At 76.2% G+C, this 16827-nt stretch carries 15 protein-coding genes and 1 pseudogene; 8 read left to right on the top strand and 8 right to left on the bottom strand.

The features are described from left to right. Positions 1-147 precede the first annotated feature (147 nt). Positions 148-696, top strand: a complete 549-nt coding sequence (locus tag ACWGIS_RS12710) for an SH3 domain-containing protein (RefSeq protein ID WP_453362402.1) — start codon at positions 148-150, stop codon at positions 694-696. A 167-nt stretch (positions 697-863) separates the two neighbouring features. On the opposite strand, the gene ACWGIS_RS12705 is transcribed toward ACWGIS_RS12710, so the two are convergent. Then, a complete protein-coding gene (locus tag ACWGIS_RS12705) occupies positions 864-1337 on the bottom strand; it encodes a hypothetical protein (protein ID WP_453362401.1) in 474 nt (157 codons plus the stop codon). 106 nt (positions 1338-1443) lie between these two features. Between ACWGIS_RS12705 and ACWGIS_RS12700 the strand changes: the two genes are divergently transcribed. Together ACWGIS_RS12700 and ACWGIS_RS12695 are read left to right on the top strand one after the other, a co-directional pair. Then, positions 1444-1641, top strand: a complete 198-nt coding sequence (locus tag ACWGIS_RS12700) for a hypothetical protein (protein ID WP_453362400.1) — start codon at positions 1444-1446, stop codon at positions 1639-1641. A gap of 96 nt (positions 1642-1737) precedes the next feature. Next, positions 1738-2901 carry a PP2C family protein-serine/threonine phosphatase gene (locus tag ACWGIS_RS12695; RefSeq protein ID WP_453362520.1) on the top strand — a complete coding sequence of 388 codons (1164 nt, stop codon included), beginning with the start codon at positions 1738-1740 and terminating at the stop codon, positions 2899-2901. On the opposite strand, the gene ACWGIS_RS12690 is transcribed toward ACWGIS_RS12695, so the two are convergent. Beyond that, a complete protein-coding gene (locus ACWGIS_RS12690) occupies positions 2873-4648 on the bottom strand; it encodes a hypothetical protein (protein ID WP_453362399.1) in 1776 nt (591 codons plus the stop codon). The genes ACWGIS_RS12695 and ACWGIS_RS12690 overlap by 29 nt on opposite strands. Before the next feature lie 152 nt (positions 4649-4800). Here ACWGIS_RS12690 and ACWGIS_RS12685 point away from each other — a divergent pair, with 152 nt between their 5' ends. After that, positions 4801-6444 carry a molybdopterin-dependent oxidoreductase gene (locus tag ACWGIS_RS12685; protein WP_453362519.1) on the top strand — a complete coding sequence of 548 codons (1644 nt, stop codon included), beginning with the start codon at positions 4801-4803 and terminating at the stop codon, positions 6442-6444. Positions 6445-6763: 319 nt separating this feature from the next. Here the strand turns inward: ACWGIS_RS12685 and ACWGIS_RS12680 are convergent, their stop codons facing one another. From ACWGIS_RS12680 to ACWGIS_RS12670, 3 genes are read right to left on the bottom strand one after another with little or no spacing between them, the layout of a single operon-like run. Further along, positions 6764-7537, bottom strand: coding sequence for a class I SAM-dependent methyltransferase (locus tag ACWGIS_RS12680; protein WP_453362398.1), 774 nt, complete (start codon positions 7535-7537; stop codon positions 6764-6766). Further along, a complete protein-coding gene (locus ACWGIS_RS12675) occupies positions 7534-8166 on the bottom strand; it encodes a TIGR04282 family arsenosugar biosynthesis glycosyltransferase (RefSeq protein WP_453362397.1) in 633 nt (210 codons plus the stop codon). The genes ACWGIS_RS12680 and ACWGIS_RS12675 overlap by 4 nt, the downstream gene beginning before the upstream one ends. Further along, positions 8163-8918, bottom strand: a complete 756-nt coding sequence (locus ACWGIS_RS12670; protein WP_453362396.1) for a glycosyltransferase family 2 protein — start codon at positions 8916-8918, stop codon at positions 8163-8165. The genes ACWGIS_RS12675 and ACWGIS_RS12670 overlap by 4 nt, the downstream gene beginning before the upstream one ends. Before the next feature lie 115 nt (positions 8919-9033). Here ACWGIS_RS12670 and ACWGIS_RS12665 point away from each other — a divergent pair. The 3 genes and pseudogenes from ACWGIS_RS12665 to ACWGIS_RS12655 all read left to right on the top strand — a co-directional run. Then, positions 9034-9768 (top strand): annotated as a pseudogene (locus ACWGIS_RS12665) (response regulator transcription factor); the annotation flags it as partial. A gap of 417 nt (positions 9769-10185) precedes the next feature. Next, positions 10186-11325, top strand: a complete 1140-nt coding sequence (locus ACWGIS_RS12660) for a sensor histidine kinase (RefSeq protein ID WP_453362395.1) — start codon at positions 10186-10188, stop codon at positions 11323-11325. 175 nt (positions 11326-11500) lie between these two features. Then, entirely contained in the window at positions 11501-12577 is a 1077-nt protein-coding gene (locus ACWGIS_RS12655) for a hypothetical protein (RefSeq protein ID WP_453362394.1), read from the top strand. Positions 12578-12719: 142 nt separating this feature from the next. Here the strand turns inward: ACWGIS_RS12655 and ACWGIS_RS12650 are convergent, their stop codons facing one another. The 3 genes from ACWGIS_RS12650 to ACWGIS_RS12640 all read right to left on the bottom strand — a co-directional run bounded on the left by ACWGIS_RS12650 (position 12720) and on the right by ACWGIS_RS12640 (position 15334). Continuing rightward, complete coding sequence (locus ACWGIS_RS12650; protein WP_453362393.1) at positions 12720-13727, bottom strand: NAD-dependent epimerase/dehydratase family protein; 1008 nt, start codon at positions 13725-13727, stop codon at positions 12720-12722. Between the two features lie 89 nt (positions 13728-13816). Beyond that, a complete protein-coding gene (locus ACWGIS_RS12645) occupies positions 13817-15082 on the bottom strand; it encodes an amidohydrolase (RefSeq protein WP_453362392.1) in 1266 nt (421 codons plus the stop codon). A gap of 75 nt (positions 15083-15157) precedes the next feature. Continuing rightward, entirely contained in the window at positions 15158-15334 is a 177-nt protein-coding gene (locus ACWGIS_RS12640) for a hypothetical protein (RefSeq protein WP_453362391.1), read from the bottom strand. 149 nt (positions 15335-15483) lie between these two features. On the opposite strand from ACWGIS_RS12640, the gene ACWGIS_RS12635 reads away from it, so the two are divergent. Next, complete coding sequence (locus tag ACWGIS_RS12635; RefSeq protein ID WP_453362390.1) at positions 15484-16827, top strand: helix-turn-helix domain-containing protein; 1344 nt, start codon at positions 15484-15486, stop codon at positions 16825-16827.

Raw genomic sequence — 16827 nt, 5'->3', positions numbered from 1 at the left:
GGGTGCATATGGGTGCATATGACAAGCCCTTCGGGGGAGCGGGGCCCCGCCGTCGCCGAAGCACCCCCGAAAAGCCCGTGATGACGGGCTCCGGTGGAGGGCTCCCCCGAACGGGTGTTACCTGGAGCTGGGGAAAGGAGGCCGATCATGCGCACCACCCCGGCCCTGCGGACCTGTGCCGCGGCCCTGTTCACCGGCGGCGTGCTCAGCGTCGCGGTGGCGGGCACCTCGACGGCGGTCCCGTCGTCCCAATCGACCGGTAGCGGCTCGGACAGCCCCGTGTGGGGCACCGTCGTCTCGAGCGGCGACCTCAACCTCAGACAGCTGCCCACCAGTTCCTCCCAGCTCGTCGGCAAGCTCCCGCCCGGCAGCGAGGACCGCGTCCAGTGCGCGGTCAAGGGACAGAGCGTCTTCGGCAACCCGTACTGGTTCTGGCTCGCCGGAGCACAGGCCTGGGCGAGCGCCGCCTTCGTCGACATCGGCGACCAGGGGGTGCCGAGCTGCTCGGACCCCTGCCCCGGCTGGAAGGACCGGGACCGCGACTCGTCGTGGAACTGCAACCCGGCGAGCGACCCCTCCGACGACCGGCACGCCTCCGGCTCCGGCTACTGGAGCTTCAGCGCCTCGGGTTCCTGGAGCTGGAGCGTGACCGTCTCCTCCTCCGGTTCCTGGCAGTGGAGTTCGGGAAGCGGATGACCGGCACCCCGTGAGGCGGGCGCCCCGGCGGCGACCGGCATGCGGTGAGGCGCCCGCACCACCAGGAGGCCCCGGCACTCGGCCGGGGCCTCCTGGCCGGCAGACCACTCGTCCCCGGCGGCCGACTCAGGCCGCCGGGGACGAGTGGTCACGTCCGGGACGAGAGGTCAGCGCGCGTCGGGCCGGCCCTCCGCGTCCTCGTGCGTGTAGTAGCGGTAGAACAGCGAGACGTAGACGCCCGCCGCGACCGCCAGCGCCATCAGCACCGACCACAGGACGGTCGAGTGGGACTGGCTGTGCAGGAACCCGAGCGCGACGCCGGCGAACGCGGCCCACGCCAGGGCGTGCAACTCCCGCCGCAGACGGGGCGCCGCGACGCGCAGCGCGGTCCAGACGGCCATGAAGAGGATCGCGCAGACGAAACCGAAGAGCACGTTCCAGCCGGTGACGGCACCGGCGTCGCGCCTGATCTGCGCGGCCCAGAACCCGTAGACCAGACCGAGCACCACCGGGACCACGACGACGTGCATACGCGCGCCGAAGACGTCGGGCCGCGCCGACGGGGTGCGGGCGCCGCCGGGAGCCCGGCCGGTGCTTCCTGGCGTGCGTGGTGTCCCTGACGCGGGTGCCGCTTGAGCCATGGGAACACTCCTTCCTTTCCTCGCCCCCGACTTCCAGGGCACACCTCGCACAGGGGCCTGGCAAGTCGGGATGCGGGGGCCCGTGCACCGTGTTTCGCTGGGCCTCATGAAGCTCGTACTCTCCGGCGCGACCGGAAGGGCCGGCGGCCGTACCGAGACCGAGGCGCCGGCGCGCGGCCACCGCGTCGCCGGCACGGGCGCGGCGTGCGTGCCGCCCCGGGGCGCCGAGGACCACGTGCCCGCCCCCGCCGGCGAACCGGAGCAGGACGCCCGCCCGCGTGCGCGGATCCCGGTCGCGTACTGACGGGGCGGTGCGGTCGGCGTGAACGGCCTGCGGCACACCTCGCGGCGCGGCCGGCGGCGCCGCGCCGACCTCGGTACGTGGTCCGTGCTCGACCGGCTGCCGCGCGCCGGCCGGGAGGCGGACCCGGCCGCCCGCCAGCGGCTGCTGCGGATCCACGGCCGCAGCGTCGCCTGGGTCCCGCCGCTGGTGCTGCTGCTCGGGATCGCCGTCCTCGACTGGAACACCTCGGGCGAGTTCCGGATCATCTCCTGGATCGTGCTGGTGCCCGGGATCGCCGCGGCGATCTGCGGGGTGTGGGGCACCGCGGTCTTCGCCCTGCTGGCGGTCGCGGTCTACTTCTTCGTGGACACCTCCTGGCCGCACCAGTACCAGACCGGGCTGCCCGACTTCATCCTCGTCGTCGCGGGCGGCGTGCTGGCGACGCTGGCCTGCGCGGTCCGGGTGCGCGGCGAGCGGCGCATGGTGCACATGCGGGACGTCGCCGAGACCACCCGGCGCGCGGTGCTGCGGCCGCTGCCCCCGGGCTGGGGCGGTCTCGACCACGCGGCCGTGTACCTGTCGGCGGACGTCGAGGCCCGGGTCGGCGGCGACTTCTACGACATCCAGCCGGGCCCCCACGGCACCCGCGTCCTGCTCGGGGACGTCCAGGGCAAGGGACTGGGGGCGGTGGAGACGGCGGCCGCGCTGCTCGGCACGTTCCGCGAGACGGCGTACCACGAGGCGGCCCTCGGCACCGTCGCCGAGCGGCTGGAGGTACGGATGCTGCGACACGTCTGCTACTGCGACGCCGTCGGCCGGGCCGACGGCGACCGCTTCGCCACCGGCGTCCTGGTCGGCTTCACCGAGGACGCGCCGGACGAGATCGAGGTCGTCAACTTCGGCCACGAACCGCCGCTGGTCGTCGGACCCCGCGGAGTGCGGTCCCTTCCGCCGGGCGACGGGCTGCCGGTCGGGCTCGGCGAGCTGGGCCCCGGGCTGCCGCCGGTGCTGCGGGTGCCGCTGGCCCCCGGGGAGACGCTGCTCCTCGTCACCGACGGGGTGACGGAGGCGCGGGACGCCGCCGGTGTCTTCTTCCCGCTCTACGACCGGGTGGCCGCCGCGCTGGCCGCCGACCCGCGCGCCGCCGAACCCCGGCGGCTGGTCCGGCTGGTGCGCGACGGCACGCTGCGGCACAGCGGCGGGCGGCTGGAGGACGACACGACGATCTTCGCGGTCCGCCGCCCGCCGGCCGTCACCAGCCGGTCAGCAGCAGGTGGTTGAGCAGCAGCGCGAGGACGGTCTGCGCGGCGAGCCAGCCGCGGGGGCGCGTCAGGAAGGCCCCGGCGGCGGGCAGCCAGACGGCGAACGGCAGCCAGATCCGCTCGGTCTCCGCCTTGCTCATCCCGGAGAGGTCGGCGGCGAGGATCGCCAGCGAGGCCGCGAGCACCAGCAGGGCGAGCCGCTGCTCCCCCGTGAGCCGAAGCCCCCGGAGAAGCAGACGCCCGCGGGACGCCGGGTCCTTGGCCCCCGGGCTCCCGGGCGCCGGACCTTCGGACCCAGGGCTCTCCGACCCCGAGCCGTCGGGCCCACCGGGACCGTGGGGGCCGGTCACCGGGCCGGTCACCGGGTCGGTCGTCGACCCGTTCGCCGGGCTGGTCAGGGCCCCGGTCGCCGGGCCGTTGGCCGAGCCGCTCACCGGGGCGTCGGCCACGCCGGTCATGGATCCGTTCACCGGAGCGTGCGCCGGGCGGGTCACCTGCCCGCTCGTCGGCCCGTCCGTCGGACCGGCCGCGGACGTCGCGGCCTCCCTGGACACCGGACCGTCCGTCCGTCCGGTCACCGGAGTCGCGGCCACCCCGGACACCGGCCCGTCCGCCGCGAGCGTCCCGCCCGGCAGCGCTCGGGCCGGGCGGCTGACGGCACGGACGAAGGTGCGGGCGAGGGGCGCGGCCGTCGCGGCCGACCGGCGCAGTCCCGCCACGGCGGCCGGTCCCACCACCAGCACCGTGCACGCGAGGTTCGCCCAGACCCAGTAGCCGTACGGCCGGATGCCGCCCGCTCCCTCGTAGTAGCGCTCGACCAGCAGGCGGTACGCCTCCCACCAGTCGAAGCCCAGCAGCGCGAACACCAGCGGCACGACGGCGGCCCCCGCGAACAGGTACGGCAGGACGCGCAGCCGCCGCCGGCCCAGCAGCAGGACCGTGCCGGCGACCACCGCCATCAGCATCAGCCCGTACGAGAGGTAGGCGGTGAGGCCGAAGAGGAGGCCGGAGCCGAGCGCCGCCGTCCTCGGCCGGCGTCCCGTGACCGCGAGCGCCAGCAGGGCCACCGCCCAGGCCGCGACCGCCGCGAAGTAGCCGTCGGCGGAGGCGCCCGCCCACACGGCCGCCGGGGCCGAGACGAGGAACGGCGCCGCCCGCCGGGCCAGTTCCTCCCCGGCCAGGGCGCGCACGGTGACCAGCACCGCCACGGACGCCGTCGCCCCGACCACGATGCACCAGACCCCGGCCCACGCCCCGCCGCCGAGACCGGCCCGGTCGAGCAGGACGAACGTGAGCGTCGCCGCCGGCGGATGCCCCGCGACGTGCGGCGGCCAGTGGTCGGGGGAGTGCAGCAGGATGTGCCCGGTGAACTCCCGCAGGGCGCGCGGGATGTCGTCGAAGCGGTCGATGACCTGGAGGTACTCGTACGCGGTCGTCAGTCGCCGGGCGATTCCGCGGTGCCAGCCGTCGACGAGCGCGAGCGAGAACGTCCACGCCGTCGCCGTGCCCCACGCGGCACCCAGCAGCGCCCGCCACGGCAGCCGGGCGGCGAGCCGCGGCCCGTACGCCACGACGGCGGCGGCCACCACGAGCGCGGCGGGGGTGCCGGGCCCCACATGGGGTTCCCAGTAGGCGTACAGGGGCGGCCAGCCGACGTGCAGCGTGCCGTGGTCCCGCTCGATGGCGGTTCCCACCAGGACGGCGGCGACGACGAGCAGCGCCGCCGCCAGGACGGCGGCCAGGTCACGGAGGAGGTCTCGGGTCACATCGGCACGCTAGGCGGCGGCGTGCCGTCCCGGGCGGCCGCACGCGCCGACGTCAGCGTTTCGTCATCGGTGCGGCGCCCTTCCGGAGGGGGGTGCCGTCCTACCGTCGGGACATGCGCGACCCACAGCTCCCCGCTTCCCGCGTCTCCCGTCTGCCGTCCCCCCGCTCCCCCGCCTCGCCCACGTCCCCCGCCTTCTGGCGCAGCCCGCTGCGCGGGCCCTGGTTCACCTCGGTGCTCGGCGTCGTCCTGCTCGTCGGGATCACGGTGCTGTTCGTGACGGGCCTGCTGTCCTACGCGGCCTACAACCCGGGTCTGTCCCCGGTGAACGACAAGACCCCGGACAAGGGCCTGCTCGGCTTCTACCTCTTCTCCTGGCCGACGGACCCGGTGTGGCTGTACCGCCTCACGCAGGGCGTGCACGTCACGCTCGGCCTGGTCCTGATCCCCGTACTCCTGGCGAAGCTGTGGTCGGTGGTGCCGAAGCTGTTCGCGCTGCCGCCCGCCCGGTCGCTCGCGCACGCGCTGGAGCGGATCTCGCTGCTCCTGCTGGTCGGCGGCGGCCTGTTCGAGTTCACCACCGGCGTCCTGAACGTCCAGCTCGACTACGTCTTCCCGGGCTCCTTCTACCCCCTGCACTTCTACGGCGCGTGGGTGTTCTTCGCCGCGTTCCTGACGCACGCGGTGCTCCGGGTGCCGACGGCCCTGCGCAACCTCCGCCACCTGCGGACCGAACCCCGCCCGGCGCCGGCCGGACCGGGCGCCCGGCAGCCCCACGCGGACACGGGGAAGGCGGCGCCCGCCGAGGGGCCCGAGCCGGCCGGGAAACCCGCGCCCGCCGAGGAGCGGGCGCCCGCCGAGGAGCCCGCGCCCGCCGAGGAGCCCGCGTCCGTCGAGGGGGCTGCGCCCGCCCAGCGGCCTGCGTCCGCCGACGAACCCGCGCCTGCGCAGCGGCCCGCGCCCGCCGAGGGACCCGCGTCCGCCGAGGGACCCGCGTCCGCCGAGGGACCCGCGCCCGCCGCGAAAACCGCGCCCGCTGAGGGACCCGCGTCCGCCGAGGAACCCGCGTCCCGCGAGAAGCCCGCGCCCGCCGGGAAACCTACGCCCGCCGAGGGGCCCCCGTTCCCGGACATCGCGGCGGCCGCCGACGGGCTGGTGTCACCGGACCCCGCCCCGCCCACCGTCTCCCGGCGTGGGGCCCTCGGCCTGGTCGGCGGCGGTTCGTTGCTGCTGTTCGTGACGACGGCGGGCCGGAGCTTCGACGGGCCGCTGCGGGAGACCGCCGTGCTCGCCCCGCACGGCGGCCCCGAACCGGGCTCCGGGGCCGCCGCGTTCCAGGTCAACAAGACGGCCGCCGGGGTGGGCATCGACCCCGCCGAGACGAGCGAGGAGGCGTGGCGGCTCGTCGTCACCGGCCGCACCGGGACCGTCCGGCTGAGCCGCGCCGACCTCCTGCGGCTCCCGCAGCACGGGGCGGCCCTGCCCATCGCCTGCGTGGAAGGCTGGTCGACGTCCGACCAGAGCTGGCGGGGCGTACGCCTGCGGGGGCTGGCCGCGCTGGTCGGTCACCCGGACGGCGCCGACGTGCTCGTCGAGTCCCTCCAGCGGCGCGGCGCGTTCCGCCGGGCGGCCCTGCGCGCCAACCAGGTGGCCGACCCGCGTTCCCTGCTCGCCCTGTACGTCAACGGCGAGCCCCTGACCCCCGACCACGGCCACCCCGCGCGCGTCATCGTCCCCGCGGCGCCCGGCGTGCACAACACCAAGTGGGTGGCCCGGATGACGTTCGGAGACCTGTGATGCGCACCCGTCCGGCGATTCCCCTCGGCAGCCCGCTGCAACTCCTGCTGCTGGGCTGCTCGTTCGCCCTCGCCGCCTACGCCGGGGTACGGCTGCTCGCCGACGACTGGGTGGGCGTGGCGCTGTGGATCGCGGGGGCCGCGCTGCTGCACGACCTGGTGCTGCTGCCGCTGTACGTGGCGGCGGACCGGGCCGTCGGCGGAGCGCTCGGCACGGCCGGCCGCCGGGAGTGGCGGAACTTCGTCCGCGTCCCGGCGGCGCTGTCGGGGCTGCTCCTGCTGGTCTGGTTCCCGCTGATCAGCGGGCAGGTGGCGGACCGTTACGTGTCGGCCACGAGCCTGTCGGGCGACGGGTTCCTGGCCCGGTGGCTGCTGATCACCGCGGTGCTGTTCGCGGGGTCGGCGGCGCTGCTCGCCCTGCGGGTATCGAGGACGTCGCGACGGCGCAGCGCGACGAAGGAGCGCCCGCCCGCGGCCCACTGAGCCTCGGCACGGAACCCGGCGCGGCGGGCGTGCCGCAGCAGGGCCGGGGCGCCGACCCGCGCCCAGGGGAACGGGGTGCCGGCGGCGCCGCGGCCGTCGGCGACCCGTACGTGCACCCGCTCGTCCACGTCGACCGGGGCGCTCTCGGCGATCAGCAGGCCGCCGGGGGCGAGGAGCCGGGCGATCCGGCGCAGCAGGGTGCGGGGTTCGCCGCCGATGCCCACGTTCCCGTCGATGAGGAGCGCGGTGCCCCAGCGGCCCTCGCCCGGCAGCGGGTCGAACACGGACCGGTGCAGGGCCTGTCCGCCGAGCCGCAGCGTGTGGGCGACGGCCGCCTCGCTGACGTCGACGCCGAGGGCCGGCCGGCCGCCCGCGGCGAGCGCCGCGACGAGCCGTCCGGGGCCGCAGCCGATGTCGAGGACGTGGCCCTCGCACCGCCGCAGCACCTCCAGGTCCACCGCGTCGGCGTCCGCGCACCACCGCTCCACCTCCAGCGGCAGCAGCCAGCCGTCGCTGCGGCGCAGGAACAGGGGTCCGCGGCCGGCGCGCAGCGCGTCGGCGTAGGGGTCGGCGCACCAGGCGGGCGCGGCGCTCTCGGTCGGTGCGCTCATCGGCCGGCGACCGCCGTCAGCCGGGCCAGTTCCGCCGCGAACCGTCCGTCCGGCGCCGCCGCGGCGACCTGCGTGGCGTCCGGTGCCGTGTCGACGTCCCGCAGCACGGGCAGGTCCCGCACCCGCAGGCCGGCGGCCGTCAGCCGCTCCCGCTGCACGGCACCGGTGGCCGCCGTCGACATCGGGACCCCGCGCACCAGGTCCGGGTCGGGTTCGGCGAGGCCCAGCGCCCAGAAGCCGCCGTCCGCGGCCGGCCCGAAGAAGGCGTCGCGCTCCCGCCAGTCGACGGTCAGGAGGGCGGGCGTCACCTGGGGCGTGTCCATGCCGATCAGGAGGGCGGGCCCCGCGCAGCCGGCGAAGGCGGCGGCGAGGCGCTGGTCGAGGCCGCCCGCGCACTGCGGTACGACGTCGAAGCCGGGCGGCAGCCAGCGTCCCGGTGCCCCGTCCAGCACCAGGACCCGGCGCCGGGCCGGCGCGGCCAGCACCGCGTCGAGGGTGTCCGCGAGCGCGGCCTCGGCGAGCGCCGCCGCCTCCTCGGGCGTGAAGGGCGGGGTGAGCCGGGTCTTCACCCGCCCCGGACGCGGTTCCTTGGCGATGACGAGGAGGGTGGTGGCGTGGGCGGTGCTCACTGGGCGGTGCCTCCTGGGGAGAGGGGGGCCGGGGCGGGCGCGGTGGCGGGGCGGGCCAGTACCCGGCTCATGTCGCGGACCGCCTGCCAGGTGCCGCGCCAGGTGCCGGTCACCTTGGAGGCGCCGCTGCGCGGCAGGTACGGGACGTCGTGCTCGGTGACGCGCCAGCCGGCGTCGGCGGCGCGGACGACCATCTCCAGGGGGTAGCCGCTGCGCCGGTCGGTGAGGCCGAGGGCGAGCAGCGGCGCACGGCGGGCGGCCCGCAGCGGGCCGAGGTCGTGCAGACGCAGGCCGGTCCGGCGGCGGAGCATCCGGGACAGCGCCAGATTGCCCGCGCGGGCGTGCGCGGGCCAGGCGCCGCGGCCTTGCGGGCGCCGCCTGCCGAGCACGAGGTCCGCGCCGCCGTCGCGGACCTCGCGGACGAAGGGCACGAGCAGCGAGGGGTCGAGCGAGGCGTCGCAGTCGCAGAAGCACACGATGTCCGCGGTGGCCGCGGTCAGTCCCGCGTGGCAGGCGGCGCCGAAGCCCCGGCGCTCCTCGTGGACGACGGTCGCGCCGAGCGCGCGGGCCAGGTCCGCCGAGCCGTCCGTGGAGCCGTTGTCCACGACCAGCGCGCGCCAGCCGGGCGGGATGCGTTCGAGGACCCAGGGGAGGGCCTCGGCCTCGTTCAGACAGGGCAGGACCACGTCGACGGGGGCCGGGTCCGTGGCCGGGGCCGGTTCCGATGCGGGAGAGGTCGTCACGGGTTTCACCCTACGAACACAAAGGGGACATAGCGGACTCGGGCTCCTTACGAAACACGGACGTCCAGGCGTTCGGACCACCGCGGGGGCACCGCGGGGACCGGGGTGGTGCGAGGCTGGCGGCATGGAGCAGCAGCCGTACCAGTCACCGGAGATCAGGGGTGCCCGGCGCGACCGGCAGGCCGCCGGGGGCGCCCGCGTGCTCGTCGTCGACGACGACCCCACCGTGGCCGAGATCGTCTCCGGGTACCTGGACCGCGCGGGTTACGTCGTGGACCGCGCCGGGGACGGGAGCGAGGCGCTCGCCCGGGCCGCCGCGCACTGGCCCGATCTCGTCGTCCTGGACCTGATGCTGCCGGGGATGGACGGCCTGGAGGTGTGCCGCCGGATGCGGGCGCGGGGTCCTGTGCCGGTCATCATGCTCACCGCGCGCGGGGACGAGGACGACCGCATTCTCGGCCTGGAGGTCGGCGCCGACGACTACGTCACCAAGCCCTTCAGCCCGCGCGAGCTGGTGCTGCGCGTGGAGTCCGTGCTGCGCCGCACCGGACCCGCCGCCGGGGCCCGCCCGCTGCGCTCCGGCGGGCTGACCGTCGACCCCGGCGCCCGTCGTGCCACCAAGGACGGCGTCGAACTCGCCCTCACCGTGCGGGAGTTCGACCTGCTCGCGTTCCTCCTGCGCCATGCCGGCCGGGCCTTCGGGCGGGAGGAGCTGATGCGCGAGGTCTGGGGCTGGGACTTCGGCGACCTGTCGACCGTCACGGTCCACGTCCGCCGGCTGCGCGGCAAGGTCGAGGACGACCCCGCGAGGCCCCGGCTGATCCACACGGTGTGGGGCGTGGGCTACCGCTTCGAGGGCCCCGCCACGGTCAGCCCGCCCACCACGGACCCCGCGCCCACGGGCGAGGACCCCGCGCGGGTCCTGGACGGCGCGCCCGCCGGAGGGGACCCCGCGCCGGTCCCGGACGGTGTACCCCCGCGTACGCCCGCTCCCGGCCACCCCACCCTGTCGTCCCCCGCCGTGTCCGGCCCCGATGCCGCCGGAGAGAACCCCGTGCCGGTCCCGGACGGCACGCCCGCCGGACAGGACCCCGCGCCGGTCCCGGACGGCGCACCTCCGCGCACCCCCGCTCCCGGCCACCCCACCCCGGCGTCCCCCGCCGTATCCAGCTCCACCGAACCGAGTACGGACGCAGCCGCCCCCGAGCTGTCCCCGCCCCCCGCCTCCACTCCCGGCGGGGTCCTCCCGCACGTGCCCCCGCAGGAGCCGTAGCCCATGCGCGACATGCTGCTCATCGCCCTCTTCGCCTTCCTCGGGGCCGCCGCGGCCGGGCTGTTCGGGGCGTTCGTGCTCTGGCTGATCCGGCGGCGTTCGCTCACCGCCTCGCTCGCCGTGGTGGCCGCCGTCGCCGTGACAGCGATGCTCGCCGGCACCCTCGCCGTCGCGTGGGCGATGTTCCTGTCCCCGCACGACCTGACCGTGGTGACGACCGTGGTGGCGATGGCCGCCGTGGTCTCGCTGGCCACCGCGCTGCTGCTCGGCCGCTGGGTCGTCGGCCGCAGCCGCGCCCTCACCCTCGCCGCCCGCTCCTTCGGCGACGGCGGCGCCTTCGCCGCTCCCACCGGGCCGGCCACCGCCGAACTGGCGGCGCTGAGCCGCGAGTTGCAGGCCACGAGCGCCAAGCTGGCCGAGTCCCGCGACCGCGAGCGCGCCCTGGAGACGTCCCGCCGCGAGCTGGTCGCCTGGATCTCGCACGACCTGCGCACGCCGCTCGCCGGGCTGCGCGCGATGTCGGAGGCGCTGGAGGACGGGGTCGCCGCCGACCCCGCCCGCTACCTGCGCCAGATCCGCACGGAGGTCGAGCGCCTGAACGGCATGGTCGGCGACCTCTTCGAGCTGTCCCGCATCCACGCCGGGTCCCTGGCCCTCTCCCCGTCCCGGATCTCCCTGTACGACCTCGTCGGCGACGCCCTCGCCGGGGCGGACCCGCTGGCCCGCGAGCACGGCGTACGCCTGGTCGGGGACCGGGTCGAACCGCTCCCGGTGGAGGTGGACGGCAAGGAGATGAGCCGCGTGCTGGGCAACCTCCTCGTCAACGCGATCCGCCGCACCCCCGCCGACGGGACCGTCGCCGTGGCGGCGGAACGCTCCCCGGACGGTGTCGTGCTGTCCGTCACCGACGGCTGCGGCGGCATCCCCGAGGAGGACCTGCCGCGCGTCTTCGACACGGGCTGGCGCGGCACCCATGCCCGGACTCCCCCGGCCGGCGCGGGCCTCGGACTCGCCATCGTGCGCGGCATCGTGGAGGCCCACCAGGGCCGCGCCGCCGTACGCAACGTCTCCGGCGGCTGCCGCTTCGAGGTGACACTCCCCACGCTGCCGACGACATTCCCCGGCACGGAGGTGCGCGCCTAGAGTCCGTACGGGCGGCCCCTTCCGTCGTACGGCGACGGCGTGGACGCGGGGCTCGGCGCCCGGCACAACCGCGCGGCGGACGACGGGTGTTCGCACGTACGGCCCCTGCGAGGTCCCCCGTTTGCACGCGCAGCGGTTACGGTGCTGCCGTAGGTGATCGATGGGGGAGGGAACGATGCCCGGAACCGTGCTGCTGCTCGCGGCCTCGCCGGTGGGCAGGGGATGCCTGGTGGACGCGGCTTCCGTGCTCCCCGTCCTCGCCGCCGTGGCACCCGCCGTGCTGTCCGGCGCGGAGACGGCGAACGTGGTGGAGCTCGCCGACCCGCTGGACCCCCAGGCGGTCCTGACCCGCCTGCGCGCCGCCGCCACGGCCACCGGCCCGCTGACGGTGTACGTCACCGGCCAGCTCCAGCTCGACCGCAGGCAACGGCTGCCGCACCTCGCGCTGGCGCGCACCACCCCCGCCACGGTCCGCTACACGGCGTTCCCCTGGCACTGGGTCCGCGAGGAGCTGCGGCTGCGCCCGCCGGGCACCACCACCGTCTTCGCCGACCTGCACGCGGACCCGGAGGCCTGGCAGTCGCTGGCCGACCGGCCGCTCACGGCGGGTCCGGGCGTCAGCCTCTACGGGCGCATCGCCCCGGCCCCGCCGCGCCGTACGGTGGCGGCACCGGCGTACATGAAGTCCCTGGCCACGATCCTGCGCAGCGGCCACCGGCCGGTCCCGGCGCAGCTGCACCAACTGGCCCTGACGCGCGCGCTGGCGGACGGCGACGCGCCCGGAGTCGTGCTGTCGGCGGAGGGCAGGGTGCCGGTGGCGCCCGACCCGCACGCCGCGATCACCGCTGCCGTGCAGGCCGGCCGGCACGGGGAGGCCGCCGCGCTGGCCGCGCAGTGGGAGCAGACGGCCGTACGCGCCCACGGCCCCGCCTCCGAGGAGGCGCTGCACTGGATGGAGGTCCGGGCCGACCTGGCGATGTTCGCGGGCGATCCCTTCCACAGCTGCCGGGCCTGGCTCGCGGTCGCCACCGCACGGCTGAGCGCGGGGCAGTCCCCGGACGCGCCCGCCGTGGAGTCGGCCGCCGACCGCGCCCACCACCAGTGGGGCCGTATCGAGGAGGCGGACCGCGCCCGCGAACTGGCCCCCGTCCTGGCCGACCTGCGCCGCCGCGTACCGGGCCGCCGCGAGGGCGCGCTGCTCCACATCCAACGCCACCTCGACGAACTCCGCGCCGGCCAGCTCACCGGCTGACGCGCCCGAAACCGCGCCCGCGAACTCCCGTACGCAATAAGGCGGCACCCGGTCCGCCCGGCTCACCGGCCGACGCGCCCGAAACCGCGCCCGCGAACTCCCATGTGCGGACGGGGGACGGGCGAACGCAGGCCGGCGCGGCTCACCGGCCGACGCGCTCCGGGGTCGCCCCCGCGGCCGCGAACTCCCGCATGCCGTCCTCGAAGGCGACCTCCGGCTTCCAGCCCAGGGAGGCCCGGAGCCGGGCGGAGTCCGCCGTGATGTGGCGGACGTCGCCGAGGCGGTACTCGCCGGTGACCAGCGGCTGCGGGCCGCCGTGGGCGTCCGCGAGGGCGTGCGCCAGCTCGCCGACGGTGTGCGGGTCCCCGCTGCCCGTGTTGTACGCGGTGAACGTGCCGTCGGCCGAACCGGCCTCCAGTGCCAGCACGTTGGCCGCCGCCACGTCCCGCACGTGCACGAAGTCCCGCCGCTGCCCGCCGTCCTCGAAGACCCGCGGGGACTCGCCCCGGGCCAGCGCCGATCGGAAGAAGGCGGCGACGCCCGCGTAGGGCGTGTCGCGGGGCATGCCGGGCCCGTAGACGTTGTGGTAGCGCAGCGACACCGCCCCGCTCCCGGTGCTCCTGGCCCAGGCGGCGGCCAGATGCTCCTGCGCCAGCTTGGTCGTCGCGTAGACGTTGCGCGGGTCGGCCGGGGCGTCCTCCGCGACCAGTCCCGGGGCCAGGTCGTCCCCGCACACCGGGCACGCGGGCTCGAAGCGGCCGGCCGCGAGGTCGGCCTCGGCGCGGGGGCCGGGGCGCACCACGCCGTGGCGCCCGCAGGCGTACCGGCCCTCCCCGTAGACCACCATCGAACCGGCCAGCACCAGCCGCCGCACGCCCGCCCCGGCCATCGCCGTCAGCAGCACCGCCGTGCCGAGGTCGTTGCGCGAGACGTACTCGGCGGCGTCGGAGAAACCGCTGCCGAGCCCGACCAGCGCCGCCTGGTGGCACACCGCGTCCACCCCGGTCAGGGCGTCCGACACCGACTCCGGGTCGCGTACGTCCCGGCCCTCCCGCACGTCGTACACGACCGCCTCGTGGCCCCGCGCCCGCAGTGCCGCGACGATCTCCGACCCGATGAACCCGGCTCCGCCGGTGACCAGTACCCGCATGCCGCCACGCTAGGTGCAGGGCCGCGCCGCGTCGCGGACCGCGCGCCGCACGTCACCACTCCGTAAGACCGGGCGCGCGGGGGGCGGGATCAGTGGACGAGGTACGCCAGCGCCCCGGACACCAGCGTCCGCACCCCCGGTACGAGGGTCGACAGGTCCGGTGCGAAGTGCGGGCTGTGGTTGCCGGGGACCGCGGCGAACTTCTCCATCAGGTCCGTGCCCGGGGCCGCGTCCCAGACGTCGGCGGGCGTGCTCGTCACGAACCAGTAGGAGTAGGGGAGCCGTCCGCCCTCGTGCTCGGCGAGCCGCGCGAAGTCCTCGCTGCCCATCGCGGGGCCGGGGTCGAGGATCGTCCCGGCGCCGAACACCCTGCCGTGCACGGCGGCGACACGGTGGTCCGTCTCGGGGTCGTTCACGGTGACGGGAAAGGTGTTGCCGACCGTGACGTCCGGCTCGCGCGGGCAGCCGGCGCCCAGGCACTCGCCGGCCGCGATCCGGCGGATCGCGGCGATCATCCGGTCGCGGACCTCGTCGGACTGCGTGCGGATGTTGAGCTCGACGCGGGCCTCGGCCGGGATGATGTTGTGCCGGGTGCCCGCCTCGATGCGGCCCACCGTGAGGACCGCCGGCTCGCGGGCGGCGATCTCCCGGCTGACGACGGTCTGCAGCCGGGTCACCAGATAGGCGGCCGTCACCACCGGGTCCACCGTCGACTCCGGCCGCGAGCCGTGCCCGCCGCGCCCGTGGACGACGATGTCGATGTCCGTGGAGGCCGACATGATCAGACCCGGGGAGTGCGCGTAGAGCCCGACGGGGCCGGGCGCCGCGTGCTGGCCGAGCAGCACGTCGGGCCGCGGGAAGCGCTCGTACAGCCCGTCCCCGACCATCAGCGCGGCGCCCCGGCCGGTCTCCTCGGCGGGCTGGCCGACGACCAGGAGCGTGCCCGACCAGGTGTCGCGGCCCGCGGCGAGCGCCTCGGCGGCGCCGGTCAGCCAGGTGACGTGCAGGTCGTGCCCGCAGGCGTGCATGACGCCGTCGTGCTCGGAGGCGTACGGCAGTCCGGTCTCCTCGGTGACCGGGAGGGCGTCCATGTCGGCGCGCAGCAGGACGGTGGGCCCGTCGCCGTTGCGCAGCAGCGCGGCCACTCCGGTGCCGCCGATGCCCTCGGCCGTCTCGTAGCCGGCCGCTCGGAGCCGGCCGGCGATACCCGCCGCCGTGCGGTGCTCGCGCAGCGACAGTTCGGGGTGGCGGTGCAGGTCCCGGTAGAGGTCCTCCAGGGCGGGGACCGGGAGGTCGGAGGTGAGGTCCCGCGCGGTGCGTGCGGCGGCGGAGGTCCGTGCGGCGGCAGAGGTCACGGCGTCAGCGTAGGCGCCGGGCGGCGGCTGCGGCAGCCGTGTGCGGGGCGTCCTCGCCGGGCCGGGGTCCGTCGCTCAGGGCAGCCGGGGATCCGCCACGCGCGCGGTGTCCGGGGCGTGGACGGTGTGCGGTGCGGCGGGACGCCCGTCCGCCCTGGCGGGACCGGCGTTCGCGGCCGTGACCAGCGCGGCCACGGCGACGAGCGCGGCACCGAACCCGCGCACGTGGCGGGCGGAAAGGCGTCGGAGCACGGCGACCTCGCAACAGCGGCGTATTAAGCACGTTTAATGCGCCGCTTAACGTAGAGCCACCCCTAGGCCAAGGGCAAGACGTGCAGGGCGACTTGTACAAAAGTCAAAAGGCGTCCGGGTGTAACTCCGCTTAATGGCATGCTTCCTTCATGGCGGAGCGCGACGACCCGGGAATCATCGGGCGCAGAGTGCAGCAGCTGCGGACGGAACGCGGTCTGACACAGAAGCAGTTGGCGGAGCCGGCGTACACGCCGGCCTACATCTCCACCCTGGAGGCCGGCCGGGTCCGCGCCTCCGAACCGGCGCTGCGGCACATCGCCGAGCGGCTCGGCGTGGCCTACGACGAACTGGCGACGGGCCGCCCCGCCCACCTCGCCACCGGCCTGCGGCTGCGCCTGACGGACGCGCAGCGGACCCTCGCCACCGGAGAGGCCGAGGTGGCCGCCGAGCAGTACGACGCGCTGCTCGCGGAGGCCGAGGCGCACGGGCTCGTCGCCGAACAGGCCGCCGCGCTGCTGGGCCTCGGCGAATGCGCCCTGGACACAGGGAACCTGGAGACCGCCCGCACCCGCTTCGAGCAGTCGGAGCAGCGGCTCGGGGACGCCCCGCTGCCACTGCGCGTCCCCGCCCTGCGCGGCCGGGCCGTCTCCCACTACCTCGCGGGCGAACTGCGGTACTCCTGTTACCTGTTCGAGTCCACGCTCGACGAGCTGAACCGCACCGGACTGCACGACCCCGACGCGCTGCTGCTCCTCTACACGGGCGTCATCGCGCCGTACATGGACATGGGCGCGCACGCCCGCGCCGCCCAGGCCGCCGAGTTCGCGCTCGCCCTGGCCCCGCAGGTCGGCGACCCCGCGCTGGTCGCCCGCATGCACCGCTCCGTCGCCCGCACCCTGCTCGCCGAGGGCCGCACCGCCGAGGCCGACACGTCGCTCGCCAAGGCCGCCGAGCTCTACCGCCAGCTCCAGATCCGCACCGAACTGGCCAACTGCCACTGGATGCGCGGCTACCTGTACGCGCAGAACGGCGAACTGGAGCGCGCCGAGGCCGAGTTGCGGGAGGCGCAGACCATGCTGTCCGCCAAGCGCGCCGCCCTCTACACCAGCCAGGTCAACGTCGAGCTGGCCGACGTCCTGCACCGGCGCGGCAAGTCCGACGAGGCGGCGGCGCTGCTGCGCGAGGTGCTGGGCGACCTCAGCTCCGAGCGCGGTGCCGTGCACTCGGCGGGCGCCCACCGCCTCCTCGGCATCATCGCCGAGGACGCGCGCGACACGGACGCGGCCGAGGAGCACTACGTCCGCGCCATGAGCCTGCTGGAACGCGCCGGAGCCGCGGGCGACCTCGCCGACCTGTGCCGCCTCCTCGGCGACCTGCTCCGCCGCACCGGCCGCGTCGAGGCCGCACTCGACGCCTACCGCACCGGCCTGGGCCACCGCACGGCCCCCGGCACCACCACCCTGGGCCCAGCCCCGGCCCAGCCCCCGCTCTGA

The organism is Streptomyces sp. NPDC054842 (assembly GCF_053611025.1).
This window is presented reverse-complemented; position numbering and strand designations above follow the sequence as displayed.